The organism is Caulobacter sp. B11 (genome assembly GCF_002737765.1).
Lineage (GTDB): Bacteria > Pseudomonadota > Alphaproteobacteria > Caulobacterales > Caulobacteraceae > Caulobacter.
In genome coordinates, this window is record NZ_PEGG01000038.1 from 1 (window position 1) to 14,152 (window position 14,152).

Genomic DNA, 14,152 nt, shown 5'->3' on the forward strand with positions numbered 1-14,152 from the left:
CGCGGGAATCCAGCCGCCACTGCTCGACGACGCGGGTCGATGTCCTTGAGCAGGACGGCGTCAGGCTCGGCCGCCCGCGGCGTCGCCGGAAGGGGCCAGCAGGCAAAGAGCCGCCAAGCCCGCATCTCTCAGTCGCTGCAACATGCCCTACCCCGAATGCGACGCCTGCCCCTACTCCCTAGCATCGGCCGCCGCGGCGGCCTATCGCCCCGCGGGCCTGCCCCGCGAGAGGCCGACTACTCCCACTCGATCATCAACGGGACCGGCAAACCACTGATCTGACTCGGCTTTTCCACTATACATTTCGTCAAATGCCGTCAAAAATTACGTCATTTCAGCGCTCATTAAATCATTGATTTTACTCAGTTTTCACAACATCAAATCCGCGTGATAGTCGCCCAAATTGGCTGACTTTTGCATCTTTCTTTCGGGCGTCGATTGGGACAGCTCCAATCGATAATTGGCGCTCATTTTCAGGCAACTCCCGCGACGGACAGTTGCGGCGGCCGGGCCCCTTCCAAGCTCACCCCTGGCGTCCACCGACCGATTTGGGCAACTCGTCCTTGGTCAGATACCGCCGCGAGCCATAGTAGGCGTTCAGGCGTGCGGCGTCATTCTGGGTTGGATCCGTCAGCCATCGCGTATGCCAGGTCATGAACCAAAGCCAATCGGCCTCCGGGCCAAGCAAGGCCGGATCTGGAATAGGGCCGTTCTCGTGCAGGCAGATCGGCACGCTGTCGCCGACGATGGCTTTGACCTTGCCGAACATCGGGCCGAGGTTGCCGTGATCCTCCGCATAGATGTCGGCTCCAGCGACATCGACGCGCTCGCGGCCCGGATACCAGGCCGGATCGACATTCTGGCCCGCCCACCCCAGGACCCAGATCAGGTTGCCCAGCCGACGGTGATGGGTGAACTCGTCGTACATGAGCGCCCAAAGCGCCTTGAAGGCGTCGGGGCCATGCTTGCCCCACCAGAACCAATCGCCTGAAAATTCGTGGAGTGGTCGCCAGAGCACCGGCACCCGCCGATCACGCAGGACGGCCAGCAATTCGCCGATCTGCCTCAGGTCAAGATGTAGGGTGATGTTCTGCGGCGTGCCGGGCTTGAGCGCCGCGAGGAGGTCGAAGTGCTTCTTGGAATTCTCGTAGCCCGCGCCGATATCGGGAGCGCCCCAGTGCCAGCACAGGGTGACGATGCCGCCCGAGCGATGCCAAGCGGTGGCGCGGTCATTGACCGCCTGGTTGTCGCGAGGATCAATGTAGTCGAGTCCAAGGATCGCGGGCTGACGGCCGGTCACCTTGGCGATGTAGTCGAGTTCAAGCGGGGTGGCGTGGGCAACGCCTTCCTGCTGACCGGTCAGGGTTCTGCGGCCGTACAGGCTCAAGAGAAAACTATAGAGTGTACGAGCCTCGCTTGAGGCTTCGGGATTGCTGAGACGGCGCGCCAGCGGATCGGCCCAAGATTTTTTGGGCGTGGCGGCCAGCGCCAGGGCTGAGGTCAGCGTCGTCCGCCGTGAAAACTCTATCAACCGCCTACCCCATCTACGCCGGTCTCGCTGTGGAGCAGAACTCGCCAATTCGTCCGGTCAATCCGACGGCCGCCGGACGGCGCCGCGTCTGGTTCAGGCGGAGAACGGTTCCCGTTACGTTCTTGTTCTGCTAGGGTCGGAGTCGCCATGACCGAGTTCCTGCGCAAGATCATCCATATCGACATGGACGCCTTCTATGCGTCGGTGGAACAGCGCGACGATCCCAGCTTGAAGGGCCGCCCGCTCGCCGTTGGCCATGGGGCGCGGCGAGGCGTGGTCGCCGCCGCCAGCTACGAGGCCCGCCAATTTGGGGTGCGTTCGGCCATGCCCTCGACCACGGCGCTGCGCCAGTGTCCGCAACTGGTGTTCGTGCCGCCGAGGTTCGAGGTCTACAAGGCCGTCTCGCGCCAGATCCATGAGATCTTCGCCGACTATGCCGACCTGATCGAGCCGCTGTCGCTGGACGAGGCCTATCTGGACGTCACCGCCAATCGCGCGCGGCTGGCCACCGCCACCGACACGGCCAAGGAAATCCGCGCCCGCATCCTGGAGGCCACGGGCCTGACGGCCTCGGCGGGGATTTCCTACAACAAGTTCCTGGCCAAGCTGGCCTCCGACCAACGCAAGCCCAACGGCCAGTTCGTGGTTCCGCCGGGCAAGGGCGAGGCTTTCGTCCAGGGCCTGCCGATCGGCCGCTTCTACGGAGTCGGCGCTGTGACCGAAGCCAAGATGAAGCGCCTGGGCGTTCACACGGGCGAGGACCTGCACCGCCAGTCGCTGACCTTCCTGCAGCAGCATTTCGGCAAGTCGGGGCCTTGGTACCATGCAATCGCACGCGGCGAAGACCATCGCCCGGTCAATGGCGAACGGGTGCGCAAGTCCTCGGGCTCGGAGACCACGTTCAAGACCGACCTGACCGATCCGGCCGCTATCGAGGCGGAGGTCCTGGCCTTGGCCGACAAGGTCTGGGGCTGGTGCGAGACGGCCCAGGCGTTTGGCCGCACGGTGACGGTGAAGATCAAATATGCCGATTTCCAGCAGGCGACCCGCAGCCGCTCCGCGCCCGGCCCCGTGTCGGACCGCGAGCACCTGCGCCGCCTGGGCCGCGACCTGATCGGCTCGGTCCTGCCATCGTCCAAGGGCATCCGCCTGGTTGGGGTGACCGTGTCCAATTTCGAGGCCGCGCCAGTAGAGCGCCTGGCCCAACCGGCTTTGATCGGCTAGCGCGCCGTTCCACCCTGCTTTAGGTTCACGCCATGCCTCCTCGCCTTCGCCCCACCGCCCGCCTGCTGACCCCCGCCGGTTGGGCCAGCCTGCTCGCCGTGGCGCTGATCGTCGGCGCGGCCGCCTGGGCGCTGATGGTCGTCCTGCCCGGCGTCTAGCGCGACCAGAACACGTGGACCTCGTCGTGGGCGGTCTCCACGGTGAAGACCTCGCCGTTCAGACGCGCGTCGCGCGCCATGGCCTCCCAATCGATATAGAGGCGCAAGGCCTCCGGGATGGTCAGGGTCTCTTCGGTCATCACCTGATAGCAGTCGGCGAGGCTTTCGAAGGCGCCGCGATAGTCCTCGTCCAGGGCGCTCGCCGCCGCGTCCAGGTCCCCGCAAAAATGCTCCAGCACCAGAGCGCCCAGTTTCCTGCGCGCGCGCAGGAAACTGGCGATCCGCACCACCTTGTCGACGCCGGCATATTCGGCGATCTCCACCCCGCCAAAGCCCTCGTGATCGTGAATGGCGTATTCCTCGGCGCCCGCGACGGGCGAGGCCTTGAGCATGAGGTTGATGGCGTCGCGAACGGCGTCGGCGTCATCGTCCACATCGATCCAGGCGCCATGCAGGCGCCCGTTGTTATAGGCCGCCAGGCAGGCGACATAGATGCGGGGTTCCAGCTTTTCAGTGGCTTGTCCCATGATCTTCATCCTCAAAGCAGGGGTTCAGCATGAACCCTTGCCCGTCGGCGAGACCGGGGGTGCAAGCGGAGGGGCGGCTTCGCGGGGACCCGGCTGGCAGGCCGGCAAAGCCGGCCGAAGCTGGGCGGAAGACGATCCGAAGCGCGCCGGGGGCAGAGCCCCAAGCCACCGGCCTCGGGAGAGGCCGCAGCGTAAAATCAGGCAGAGCCGCATGACGGCGAGATGTGCCCCACCTGGCCCAGGCCGATCTGCTCGCCTTCGGTTAAGCTCGCAAGATGACCGTGGATTCGTCGCCCTCCGACATTGACCAGCTCCACCCTGCCCATAACCCCTGGCGCGGCAAGCTGGTGCATTGGAAGGATCGTTCGACCTGGTTCGAGCCGCTGGGCGAGTGGCTCCAGCCCTATTTCCGCAAGGGCGCTTTCGCGCGGCTCGGCCGTATGGGCGAGCAGGATCTGTGTTGGGACGACTCCGATTGGCTCGACATCATCCTCGCGCCCAGGCTCAAGATCGAGATCGACACGGCGATTGAATGGCTGGCCGACGCTCTGGACGCCGCCACCCTGCGCGCCTTTCACGGCTGCCGTGTCGCCGACGCTGGCGTCTTTCTTCGCAACGGCATCCGCCTGAACGACCCAACGTGGCTAGAAGCGGAAGTTCGTCGCATTGTCGCCGAGGAAGACGACCTGGCTTGGCTACGGCCGGCCATAGAACAGGAGATCGCGCGGTTCGACGCCCGTGAGCGCGACACCGGCCGACTTTACGTCTGTGCGGACGACCAGCCGCAGCTCGATCGGATTGGTCACTACATGCTCTATGGCAGTGAGTGGGTCACCGCCCTGCTCGGCTTCTCGGCCCATTCGACCCTTCGCAGGCGCGGCGTGCCGACCATGGTCGAACTCGACCTCCCGTTCCGCCTCGCCACGCCGGGCACGCGACGCGAATTCGCACGGAAGCTCCTGCAGGAATGGGTTCGAGTGCTGGCCAATTCGCCAACCTTCGTGCCCAAGCTGGACTTTACCGTGATCCTCAGGACCGACGTGCCGGCGCATATGATCGTCGGCCACTATCATCCCGAAGCCCTGAAGGACCCGTTCCGCCAGTACGTCACCTATAAAACCCAAACGCGGACGTGTCCGGCTTGCGCCTGACCAGCGCCCGGCTCGCGGCGAATCGGGACCTAGGGAGCCTTGGGTAAAACCGTGACGGACTCTGAGGCCGCGCCCGACGGGAACGCTGTATCAATGCCCCAGGCGCAGATCTCCAAGACCTGCAACGCCATGCCCGGCGAATGGATCTGGGAATTGCCGTGCGCCAGGCCGTTGCGAAGCATGATCATCGCCTCGACGCGATCGGCGAAGATGGGGACGTCCGGCGCCAGTTTCGGGAAGATGCCAGCCTTGCGCGCCCGATCGACGAGGTTGCGCAGCGTGCCCTTGGCCTCCATGCCGTGGCCGTTGAGGCGATGCTTGAGCGCCAGTTCGAAAGCGCCGAAGGCCTGCACCTCGCCGATCACCAACAGGTCGTAGTCGAAGAAGGCGTAGAGCATGGCGTTGCGGGCACGGTCATAGGCGTCGCGCACTTCCGTCGGGGCCGATCCGCTCAGGGCGACCTCGCCGATCATCCGATGATGGTCGGCCAAGGTCATGAAGCGCACGCCCTCGGCCTCGACGACACAGAGGTTGTCGAAGCGGCTATCGGGCTTGAGTATCTCGTCGGCGGACTTGTAGGCAATGGTCAAGCATAGCCATCGACTTGCGGAAAGCAGAGGCGATACTGCGATGGGGCGGCGCGGCGCCGACCGTGGGGCGGAGCGATGTTCAAGAAGCTGTTTGGCGCCGCTCCGAAACGCGCCCCCCGCCGCGGGAAGAGCTGTCCTATTTCGGCGACCAGATCGTGCTGGTTCCCAGTCGCGACCTGATGGGCCAGTTCTCCAGATCGCCCAACGGGCGCTACATGCTGGTTTGGTCCGACGCCGACCAGGCCGGCGGGCGCGGCGGCTTTCGGGAGAGCGGCGAAGGGCGCTACCTGTTGCTGGATGACGGTCAGGTCATAGTCGAGGGGGGCCTGCAACGCCTCAACGACGGCAAGGTCGCCGACAATGGCGTCTTCCTGTTGAACGACTGGCTGTTTAGTCAAAGCCTGCACGGTAAGGTTTGCGCCTTCGCCGCCGACGGACGGCCGCTTCTGGCCCATCCGGTAGCGGCCAATCTCTACAATAACGGCCTGTCGGCCGACGGCGGCTTCGCGGCCGTCCACACCTGTAACGCTCCGACCGACGACGCCAACCGCCTCATGGTCTTTGACCTTGGCACGGGCGTCTTGGCCGCCAAGTTCACACCGGAGATCGGGTGGGCGGATCACTACGCGTTTTCGGGCCCCGATCGCATCGTTCGCCTCGGCCTGCGCGACGGAGGGCAGTTCGCCTATAGCTTCGATGGCGTCTTCGTCGACCGCGCCGCCTGGCTCGATCATGGCCTAGCCACGGGCCAGCTGATGGTGCTGGAAGCGCTCGTTCGCGACGCCGGTGGCCGGATCGACGCCGCTTTGGCGGTTCGCATGGCGCCGGGCCTGGAAAGAGCGTTGGCGCAGCCGAATCTGCACTCCTCGTCGCGCGCCCGGCTGCTCCGATACCGGGCCGAAGGCCACGAAGCGCAGGGCGAGGCCAAGGCGGCTCTCGCCGTCTATGAGGAAGCGCTGCTCGCCGACCCGAAGCTAGGCGTGAAGCGAAAGATCAGCCAGCTGCGCAAGCAACTGGCTGATTGACGGGCCGACGCCCTCAACGGCTTTGCCGCCGCTAGGCTTCGACGAGGGTCCGCACGCGCGCGTAGTCAGGCGCGGCGTCCGGCGAGCCGCGACGCCGATGTTCCGCCGCCACGGCGTCTTCGGGGCGTTCGATACCCAGGTCGAAGTGCTGTAACGCCGCATCGGCGAGAATGGGCAGGCCCTGCACGCTGTTCTCGGCGAGAAACGCTTCGGACATCGCCCGCGCCTTGGGCCACAGCCAATTGGGCTCGCCGGTGAGGGAGAAGAAGTGCGTTTCAGCCTTTCGCGGCCCGATCCAGAGCCAGGGGGCCAAGCGCTCCACACCATCGGCGCTAATCCGCCAAAGCGGATAATAGTCGCGACTGAACAGTACCTTGGAGCCGTCTTCTAACGTCCAGTAGCCATAGGCCCGCCAATAGCGTGATGGAATGAAGTCGGCCGGACGAACCTTCGGCCGGACCACTTCGAACGTGGCGCAATGGAGGATGCTGTCTTCAAGCAGAACCCGCGCGCCGCGGTAGCCGTAAGATAGCAGGTAGCCGAACTCGGTCGATCGCCCCGCAGACTTGATCCTCACCAGATCCCCACGACCGCGCGGCGTGGCCTGGAGCAAGGTGCCGCGCCGCCAGGCCGCCGTGCGCAACGCCAGATGATCCGCCAGCGTCCAGGACCGATCGCCGGTCAGACGGGCCATCGACAGCGCGTATTGCACGTCGCCGTCAGGTACATCGAGATGGGTGGAAAGCGCGATGATCTGGCGGTCGACCCGAGCGAGAAACGCCTCCTCGGGCAGATCTTGATCCACCGCACTGGGCGGCCTGCCCTGCTCGGCCCGTTCGAAGGCGTACCAATCGGCGTAGCCAAGGGCTCGGGCGAGCCCTTCCTGTATGGAAGAGAGCCGGACGCCTGGCAACGCCTTGGAGATCCGCTGCGCAGCCTTCTTCGCACGGTCACGGTTTTGGAAAACGAAAGTCATGTCGTACCCGATCGCGGTGCTGTTTCACGGCGTGTCCACTGCGCCCGCCAGCACCTGGAAAGGGTGTGAGAGGGTCTTTTCGATCGATGTCCCTGCCCGGAAGGCTTCGCCAATGTGGACGGCGCGGCGGGGTGAGCCACGCACTGATGTTAGCCGATTTCGCATCCCAAAGCCAGCAAGCCGGCCGGATCGGCAACGCCGCATGGAGCGAATCCGACTTTAATGATGAAATCACCTCGTTTGGTCCGGAGCGCACGGCGATGTCGCAACTGTCAAAACGTGTGGTCACGGAAGCGGGCAAGATCATCCGCGGCCGTCCATCGCTGTGCGATGAAACCATTGAGGCGTTCAGAACGGCGCATGCCTGGCGCGAAGCCCATGCCATCCCGATGCGTAAAGTGAGACTCGAACTTGGCCTGCGCGCACGCCGTATCGATATCGGCTCAATTGTCGCCGGCCGCCTCAAGCGGATGCAATCGATCAGACGGAAGATGGAGCGCCACACCGTCACGCTACACCAGATGCAGGACATTGCCGGCTGCCGCGCCATAGTGGGCAGCGTAGCTGAAGTCGACCAGCTCATGGAGATCTATCGGGCTGGCGCCAGCCGGCACAAGGTACGCCGCATCTACGATTATGCGAGTTCGCCCAAGCCTAGCGGCTATCGCTCCCAACATTTGGTGATGGAGTTTCAGGGCAAAGACGAGGATGCGGCATTCGACGGGCGATTGATCGAACTGCAGGTGCGGACGACTTTGCAGCATGCGTGGGCCACGGCGGTGGAAGCCGTTGGCCTCGTGCGCGCCGAGGAGTTGAAGAGCGGCCGAGGATCCACCGATTGGCTGCGACTTTTCACCCTGATGGCTCGGAACTGGCGCTGGAGGAAGGCAGCTCGATCGCCGACAATGTTCCTGGGCAGGCCGATCTCAGACTCCAGGAGCTCGTCGAAATTGCCGATCGGCTTGATGCGGTACGCACGCTTGAGGGCCTTAATCGCGCCCTGCTGCAAACCGAGTCCATGCCTAGCGAGCGGGGGCAATCCTACCTGATCCAGTTCGACAACGCCCGGCAGACCGTCGACGTCAGGCGGTTTTCGGCATCCAACAACGTCGCCAAGGCCTATTTCGCCGCCGAGCAGAAAGGCCCAGACGTCGTCATGGTCGAGGTGGAAAGGGTCGAGGATCTTCGCGCCGCCTACCCAAACTACTTCCTTGACGTTCGCCTGTTCACAGGCAGGCTCAAGCGTCTCGTCCTGCACGGTGAGACCGCAGCCCAACTCCCGCCCAGAGCCCGCTCGAAGTACAATCTCGATTGGCTCAAGGACGCCGAATTCCTGTTTGGGCGGCGTCGATAACCTCGCCGCGCGGCCGTCAAGTCGACTCCGGACCGATAAGGTCTACGCGAATGCCGCGCCCCCGGAGTTTGACCGCGTTGAGCGGCAAGATTTCGACACCGTCGGGGCGAGCGCGCCGCGCCGACCAGAAGTCGGCTTCGCCCGCCCGCCGTGGCGCTTGTTTTAAGTCGGTCCCCGCAAACTCCATCCGATCGACCGCCAAGGCCGACTGAACATCAACCGCCATCAGGAGCGCTTGATCGCCGAAGACTGAGATAAGGCCCGCTTGGAAGTCTTCGGTCGCATCGGGAGGCAACCTAACCACCCCCGACCGAGTGATCGCCGCAACCATCATCAGCCTTGAACCGTCCTCGTCATCGACGACGGCTAAATCCGCGCTATCCAAGTCCAGGCCACCGGGTTGATCGGCCTTGGCCAGATTCAAGAGCTCGGCGCTGTGTCCATATCCCAAGCCCTGCGCCAGGGCGGCAAAGTGGCCAAGCCCAACACCACGCTGCATTGCGGTCTGCTCTTTGGGCGTCGCCTCGCGCTCCCCGTCCCTGGGATCATCGACCCAAAGATAGGGCCTTTGCAGCTTGGGGTCCCGGCGACGGCCCAACGGGTGGCGATCGCAAAACGCTTGACCTCGAGTTCGTCGGCGCCCGCCATGATTTTCACGCGCCTGGCCTGCTCGCGCGCCTTGTCGAGAGCAGCACGCGGTCCTGCGGCATTATGAGACCCCTTGGCTTCTGCCACGGCGACCGTGCCAGATCCCGACGCGGTGGAGACGATCCAATCAGGGAGATCACCGACGCCGTCCCGGTGGAGCGACAGGTCGGGCCAGGCATTAAGTGCTGATAGATCGCCTCGAATGGGTTCGAAGTGATGGAAGCCCGCGTAGCGCGTCAAATACGCCCGAGCGATGAAACGCCCGAAGAGACCCGACAGCGCCGTGCGCGTCTCGCGGATCTGCCCCAGCTGCGCGATCCAGCGAAAGCTGCTTGTGTGGGGATCAAGCAGATCGGTCATGAAAATGTCGAATGGCGAAGCCGATAGATCCAGCTGCACAATCTCGCGCATAGCCGCCTCGGCAATCTCCATCGTCGTCAAAGACACGGTCGATGGACCTGGCTGGTACAGCCCGTCCTCGAAGTACGCGTGGTTGAAATAACGTGTCGACACGATCAGCGCCAAATCGCTATCGCCGCGCCCCATCCGATAAGATTGTGCATGTCACCCCCACAACTCTAAATTGAAGGTTCCATGATCCAGCCACAGGAGCAACCGTGAGTCATCCCACGCCGGACATCGACCTCCTGGACGCAGAAAAAGTGCTGTTTGAAGAGATCGAATTCGACGGAGCCAAGCTGCGTTACGACACCCATCGCCAGAATGGCGAGCGTGTGGAGCATCTGTTTGAGTTGCTCGTCGCCCGCATGGCGATCCCGCAGCATCGGGTCCACTGGTTCACCGACCCGCTGTTCAATCCTGGTGGCCGAGGGCGTTCACGCCAGGACCGATGGAGCCAAAACGGAACCAGTGGCCGGGACGTCTTCTATCACCCCAGCTTTCTGTCCTATTTCCAATATTTCGTCTGTGGTCCGCACCTGTCCGCAGGCCTGATCCTAGCTTTCCGCCAGGCCGTGGAGGACTGCGGCATGGTCACATCCGGCGACATCCCTGTGCTGAGTAAGACCGCACGCGCCCTAGCGCGGCAGCATGGCGCGCGCGAGCCTGATGAATTCTACAAGCTTGCTTTGGATTGTGGCCTTGGGGGGCGGGCGGATTTCATCCGTGACGCCGTGCGCAGCGTGAAATAGGGCATCGTCGCCACGCCCGACGGACGCAGCCACGCCCCTGGCCGCATGGTGCAGTCTAAGCTATCGCCAGCCATGGAAAACGCCACAGACCTTCGCCGCTATACGAACTTGCCGAGCCTAATCGACACGCTAATGCGTCGACAGATCACTCTGGGTGGATATGCCCATTGGGTAGACGCCAATGACCGGCGAGCCATGCGGCTCTACCAGGAAACGCTGCATTACGGCTTCGTTGGCGCAATGTGCCTGACCCGCGCCGCCGAGACTTTCCATCATTGGGAAATCTTCGCGGGCGGCGCGGCCGGCGTTTGCATCGTCTTCAAGCGGGAGGCCTTCGAGCAAGCGTTTCGAGGCCGAACGCATTTCATGGCTAAGCCCATGGAATATACTCAACTCACTCAAATCGGCGCGCTCCAGGCCAACGACATTCATCGCCTGCCGTTCTTGAAGCGAGAGGGGTTCCGCGATGAGCGAGAGTTCCGACTGCTCGGCTACACGGTCGAGCCGCTAAGCACTTTGTCGGCGCCTCTACACCGGGAAATGGTCAGTCGAGTCATTGTCAGCCCCTTCGTACACAAGGCCTTCTTTGACAGCATTCAAGCTGTGCTTAGAGCGATCGAGGGCTGGAGCGACCTACCGATTCAGCGCTCCAGCCTAACCGACAACGATACCTGGCAAGCCGCGCTGACGGACTTCGTTGCACGGCACGGTTCAGTCTACAGCCCATGGATGGAGTTCGACGCCGAACAAATCCTGACTGAGGACTGACGGCGCTAGACACGCCTTCCGGTCCGGCCGCGGACGAAGCCGCGATCTGAAGCCATGAACCGTCGAAGCATTTCGGGGATCAGCTTAGGAAGCTCGACGAGCTTGCCTCCGGCCTGGGCAGGCATGGCTTTGGCATAGTCGAGGAGATCCCGATGCACATTGGCCGGCAGATCGACCGTGACCTTGATCGGCGTATCATCCTCGATCAGCGTTATTTTCAAACCGCTCACGGCAGGCTCCTTTCTGAATAGGGCTCCAGCACCAGGTCGCGGGTCAGCAGCACCCGTAGCGGCGCGCCAGGCCGGATGGTCAGGGTCGGGGCCAGATCCAGGCTCTTGCCGACCATCTGCTGACCGACACTACTGGCGGTGTCGGCGCCGGCCCGGTGCACGGCGCGGGCTAGGTCGGACTCCTCGCTCGAGGATCCGGCCTCGGCGCCGGTGGCCAGCAGGGTGCTGAGCCCGGCGGCGGCCAGAACACGGCCGCCATGGCGATCGACGCCGTCCTGCAGACCCGCCATGCCTTGCGCGTCGGCGCCGGGCAGCTTGTCCAGCACGATTGAGCGCCCCGAGGGCAGGATCAGCCGCGTCCAGACGACCCGAAGCCGGCTCTGGCCGCTCTGGACCTGGGCGTCATAGTCACCGACCAGGCGCGCCCCGGCCGGGATCAGCAGCACGCCGCCGCCCAGACTATCGAACACGTCCTGAGTGACTTGAGCGATGGCGACGCCCGGCGCGTCCGACCGCAAGCCGGTGACCAGGGCGGCGGGAATGATCGCGCCGGCCTGCAGGATATAGGGCGAGACCGGCGCTTGCAGCCGCTCGGCGCTGGTGGTCCGCGGATCGCCCGCTTGCCCGCCGTCGGCCATCCTGGAAGGACCAAGCGCTCCTGAACCACTCCCCTGCCCCGATGCCGGCGTCGTGTCACGCCGGACCGAGGCTGTTACGAAAAGACCGCTCTGGATCGCGGCGCGCCGAGCCTCCCGCGCGGCCTCAATCCGCGGATCGACTGGTGCGGAAGCGGCCGGGGCCATGGCGGGGCGTTCGAGCCCGCCGACCGGTAAGGCCGTCGGATCGCCAGCCTGACGCGCCCGCGCCGCGCTCAAGATCGGCCGACCCAGGTCGCCCGGCAGCGGTGGCCCCAGCGCCGGCACGCTGGCCGGACCGACATAGCCGCGCGGCAAGGCGGTGACGCGTTCGGGCGGCGGCGATGGCGTATAAGTCGCCTCGACTGCCGCCGGCTTGCGCTTGTCCATCAGCGACCAGCTCACCGCCCCGGCCACGCCGACGATCAGCACCGCGCTGACGACCAGCAGGGCGCGGCGCGAGACCTGGGCCACCGGCGCGGGCGTTCCGCGCAGCCGCAAGGTCTTGGCGATGGCCTTCTCGGCCTCTTGCGGATCCTGGCTCATCGGGAAGCCTCCGTCAGCGGGGTCAGGCGGGTCAGGCGAACGGCCTGGGCCTGGCGCTTGCCGCCGAGCCGCAGCTCACCCCGATCGAACAGGCGATCGACGACCAGACGGCGTGCCTCCACATGGTAGTTGATCAGCTCGGCGGTCTTGCCGTCGGGACCAACCCGATAGAGCGGCGGCAGGTCGCTCAGGTCGATGGACGGCGCAAATTCGATGAAGACCCGCCGGCCGTCGTCGAACACCCGGGCCGGCCGCCAGAGCGGATGGTCGCCGCTGATCCGGTAGGCCAGGTTCAGCGGCCCGGGCGGCGGGTCCGCGACGGGGGCGACCGACATCGGCGCCGACGGCGCCGGGATCACCACCGGCGCGGAAGCCGCCGCGTAGCGCCAGGACACCTGGGACAGCCAGGTCCGGGACGAGGCGCGCAGCTCCAGGTGATAGGTGCGCCGGTCGGTGTTGATGATCAGGTTGGTGGCCAGGTTCGCCGCGGTCGGCTTGATCATCACATGAACGCGACGCTGCTCGCCGGCCCCGCTGATGGTGTCGCCGATCACCCAGCGGGCGGTGTCGCCCGCCGCCACCGGACCGGATCCGACCAAGGCCTCGCCAGGTTCCAGGATGATGTCGGTGATCCGACCAGGCATGGCGATCACCGCAAACACCGCTTCATCGGCAAAGGCGAAACGTTTGGCGCCGCCGGGAACCGCCAGCTGGCCGGATGGCTGGCCCGCCGAAACGCCCGGAAGAAACAGGCCAACTATCATGGCTGCGACCAGGCGGGTCATGCGCCGAACTCCTTGGACCACGAGATCCCCGAGATGAAGACGCCCAGCGGGTTGGCGCGCAGGCCCTCGGGCGTGCGCGGCGGCTTGACCACCACGGTCAGGATGGCGCTCCAGCGCTCGGTGGCCGCCAGCTGGCCGTCGGCATAGCGCTGCTCGGTCCAGGCCACGCGAAAACTGTCAGGGGTGGCGCGCACGACGCTGGACACAGTGACCACCACCTGGGCCCGGCCGACCTGGGCGAAGGGGTCATCGCGGCGGGCGTAGTCGGAGAGCGCCGCCGCGCCGGCCGCGTCGGTGAAGTCATAGGCCGCAGCCAGGCCTGGCGCATGACCACCGGGTCGGTGGAGACCGCCCGTACGTCGGTGATGAAGCGCGCCAAGGTCCAGGCGATCATCGGATCGGTGGCCCGCGCGCCCTGCACGGCAGGCGCAACGACCCGCGGTTCGCCACGCGATCGACCTCAACGACCCAGGGGGTGACCCCGCCGCGCAGGGCGAGACCAACCAAGCCCGCCGACAACCGCCCGACAGCGCCAACAGGCTCAAGGCCATCAGCCGCCAATTGGCCGCCTGGACCCTGGCCGCGCCCATCCGCTCGTCCCAGGCCTGACCGGCCCGCTGATAGGGGGTCTCCGGCTGCGGCGTCGCGCCATAGCGCGCCGATCCCTTCAAGGGGTTCATTTCAGTCCTCCTTCAGGCTGGGTGCGGCTCCGCCGCTCGAACTGTCGCCGCTGCCGGCGGCGTGGATGGCCACGCCCACGCCATGGGCCAGGGCTTGCTTGTGCTGGAGGTCACGGGCCCAAGCCGGCGGAGCGGACGCGCCGCCTTCGCCGCCGCCGCTGTCGCCACCCTCG

General features: G+C 65.1%; 17 protein-coding genes and 1 pseudogene. 8 read left to right on the top strand and 10 right to left on the bottom strand.

The annotated features are described in order from the left end of the window. Nucleotides 1–523 precede the first annotated feature (523 nt). Nucleotides 524–1,492, bottom strand: a complete 969-nt coding sequence (locus tag CSW58_RS02680; RefSeq protein WP_369825058.1) for a glycosyl hydrolase — start codon at nt 1,490–1,492, stop codon at nt 524–526. A gap of 186 nt (nt 1,493–1,678) precedes the next feature. On the opposite strand from CSW58_RS02680, the gene dinB reads away from it, so the two are divergent. Both dinB and CSW58_RS15595 read left to right on the top strand, forming a co-directional pair. After that, the gene (dinB, locus tag CSW58_RS02685; RefSeq protein WP_099446201.1) at nt 1,679–2,755 is read left to right on the top strand and encodes a DNA polymerase IV; all 1,077 of its coding nucleotides are present in this window, start codon (nt 1,679–1,681) and stop codon (nt 2,753–2,755) included. Between the two features lie 32 nt (nt 2,756–2,787). Beyond that, nucleotides 2,788–2,913 carry a hypothetical protein gene (locus CSW58_RS15595; RefSeq protein ID WP_255406524.1) on the top strand — a complete coding sequence of 42 codons (126 nt, stop codon included), beginning with the start codon at nt 2,788–2,790 and terminating at the stop codon, nt 2,911–2,913. On the opposite strand, the gene CSW58_RS02690 is transcribed toward CSW58_RS15595, so the two are convergent. After that, nucleotides 2,910–3,440 (bottom strand): antirestriction protein ArdA, encoded by a 531-nt coding sequence (locus CSW58_RS02690; RefSeq protein WP_099446215.1) that lies wholly within the window; start codon nt 3,438–3,440, stop codon nt 2,910–2,912. The genes CSW58_RS15595 and CSW58_RS02690 overlap by 4 nt on opposite strands. Before the next feature lie 275 nt (nt 3,441–3,715). On the opposite strand from CSW58_RS02690, the gene CSW58_RS02695 reads away from it, so the two are divergent. Beyond that, on the top strand, nt 3,716–4,591 hold the full coding sequence (locus tag CSW58_RS02695; protein WP_099446202.1) for a hypothetical protein: 876 nt from the start codon (nt 3,716–3,718) through the stop codon (nt 4,589–4,591). 29 nt (nt 4,592–4,620) lie between these two features. Here CSW58_RS02695 and CSW58_RS02700 read toward each other — a convergent pair whose 3' ends face one another. Further along, complete coding sequence (locus CSW58_RS02700; protein ID WP_236627614.1) at nt 4,621–5,181, bottom strand: hypothetical protein; 561 nt, start codon at nt 5,179–5,181, stop codon at nt 4,621–4,623. A gap of 155 nt (nt 5,182–5,336) precedes the next feature. Here CSW58_RS02700 and CSW58_RS02705 point away from each other — a divergent pair, with 155 nt between their 5' ends. Beyond that, complete coding sequence (locus CSW58_RS02705) at nt 5,337–6,206, top strand: hypothetical protein (RefSeq protein ID WP_143755055.1); 870 nt, start codon at nt 5,337–5,339, stop codon at nt 6,204–6,206. A gap of 31 nt (nt 6,207–6,237) precedes the next feature. Here the strand turns inward: CSW58_RS02705 and CSW58_RS02710 are convergent, their stop codons facing one another. After that, nucleotides 6,238–7,182, bottom strand: a complete 945-nt coding sequence (locus CSW58_RS02710) for a hypothetical protein (RefSeq protein ID WP_099446204.1) — start codon at nt 7,180–7,182, stop codon at nt 6,238–6,240. 146 nt (nt 7,183–7,328) lie between these two features. Between CSW58_RS02710 and CSW58_RS02715 the strand changes: the two genes are divergently transcribed. Continuing rightward, nucleotides 7,329–8,231: a hypothetical protein gene (locus CSW58_RS02715; protein WP_161494545.1), complete on the top strand. Its 903-nt coding sequence runs from the start codon at nt 7,329–7,331 to the stop codon at nt 8,229–8,231. Next, a complete protein-coding gene (locus CSW58_RS02720) occupies nt 8,201–8,536 on the top strand; it encodes a hypothetical protein (RefSeq protein WP_099446206.1) in 336 nt (111 codons plus the stop codon). The genes CSW58_RS02715 and CSW58_RS02720 overlap by 31 nt, the downstream gene beginning before the upstream one ends. Nucleotides 8,537–8,552: 16 nt before the next feature. On the opposite strand, the gene CSW58_RS02725 is transcribed toward CSW58_RS02720, so the two are convergent. Together CSW58_RS02725 and CSW58_RS02730 are read right to left on the bottom strand one after the other, a co-directional pair. Next, on the bottom strand, nt 8,553–8,960 hold the full coding sequence (locus tag CSW58_RS02725; protein ID WP_161494546.1) for a hypothetical protein: 408 nt from the start codon (nt 8,958–8,960) through the stop codon (nt 8,553–8,555). Further along, complete coding sequence (locus tag CSW58_RS02730) at nt 8,957–9,709, bottom strand: hypothetical protein (RefSeq protein WP_143755057.1); 753 nt, start codon at nt 9,707–9,709, stop codon at nt 8,957–8,959. Before CSW58_RS02730 ends, CSW58_RS02725 begins: the two co-directional genes overlap by 4 nt. A 92-nt stretch (nt 9,710–9,801) precedes the next feature. Between CSW58_RS02730 and CSW58_RS02735 the strand changes: the two genes are divergently transcribed. Together CSW58_RS02735 and CSW58_RS02740 are read left to right on the top strand one after the other, a co-directional pair. Next, nucleotides 9,802–10,335 (top strand): hypothetical protein, encoded by a 534-nt coding sequence (locus CSW58_RS02735; RefSeq protein WP_099446209.1) that lies wholly within the window; start codon nt 9,802–9,804, stop codon nt 10,333–10,335. Between the two features lie 132 nt (nt 10,336–10,467). Then, the gene (locus CSW58_RS02740) at nt 10,468–11,103 is read left to right on the top strand and encodes a DUF2971 domain-containing protein (RefSeq protein WP_161494547.1); all 636 of its coding nucleotides are present in this window, start codon (nt 10,468–10,470) and stop codon (nt 11,101–11,103) included. 5 nt (nt 11,104–11,108) lie between these two features. Here the strand turns inward: CSW58_RS02740 and CSW58_RS02745 are convergent, their stop codons facing one another. The 4 genes and pseudogenes from CSW58_RS02745 to trbF all read right to left on the bottom strand — a co-directional run bounded on the left by CSW58_RS02745 (nt 11,109) and on the right by trbF (nt 13,979). Continuing rightward, nucleotides 11,109–11,333: a DUF2274 domain-containing protein gene (locus CSW58_RS02745; RefSeq protein ID WP_099446211.1), complete on the bottom strand. Its 225-nt coding sequence runs from the start codon at nt 11,331–11,333 to the stop codon at nt 11,109–11,111. Next, on the bottom strand, nt 11,330–12,514 hold the full coding sequence (locus CSW58_RS02750) for a TrbI/VirB10 family protein (protein WP_099446212.1): 1,185 nt from the start codon (nt 12,512–12,514) through the stop codon (nt 11,330–11,332). The genes CSW58_RS02745 and CSW58_RS02750 overlap by 4 nt, the downstream gene beginning before the upstream one ends. Beyond that, on the bottom strand, nt 12,511–13,299 hold the full coding sequence (gene trbG / locus CSW58_RS02755) for a P-type conjugative transfer protein TrbG (RefSeq protein WP_099446213.1): 789 nt from the start codon (nt 13,297–13,299) through the stop codon (nt 12,511–12,513). Before trbG ends, CSW58_RS02750 begins: the two co-directional genes overlap by 4 nt. Beyond that, a pseudogene (gene trbF, locus CSW58_RS02760) lies at nt 13,296–13,979 on the bottom strand (conjugal transfer protein TrbF). The gene trbG and the pseudogene trbF overlap by 4 nt, the downstream one beginning before the upstream one ends. Nucleotides 13,980–14,152: the final 173 nt, after the last annotated feature.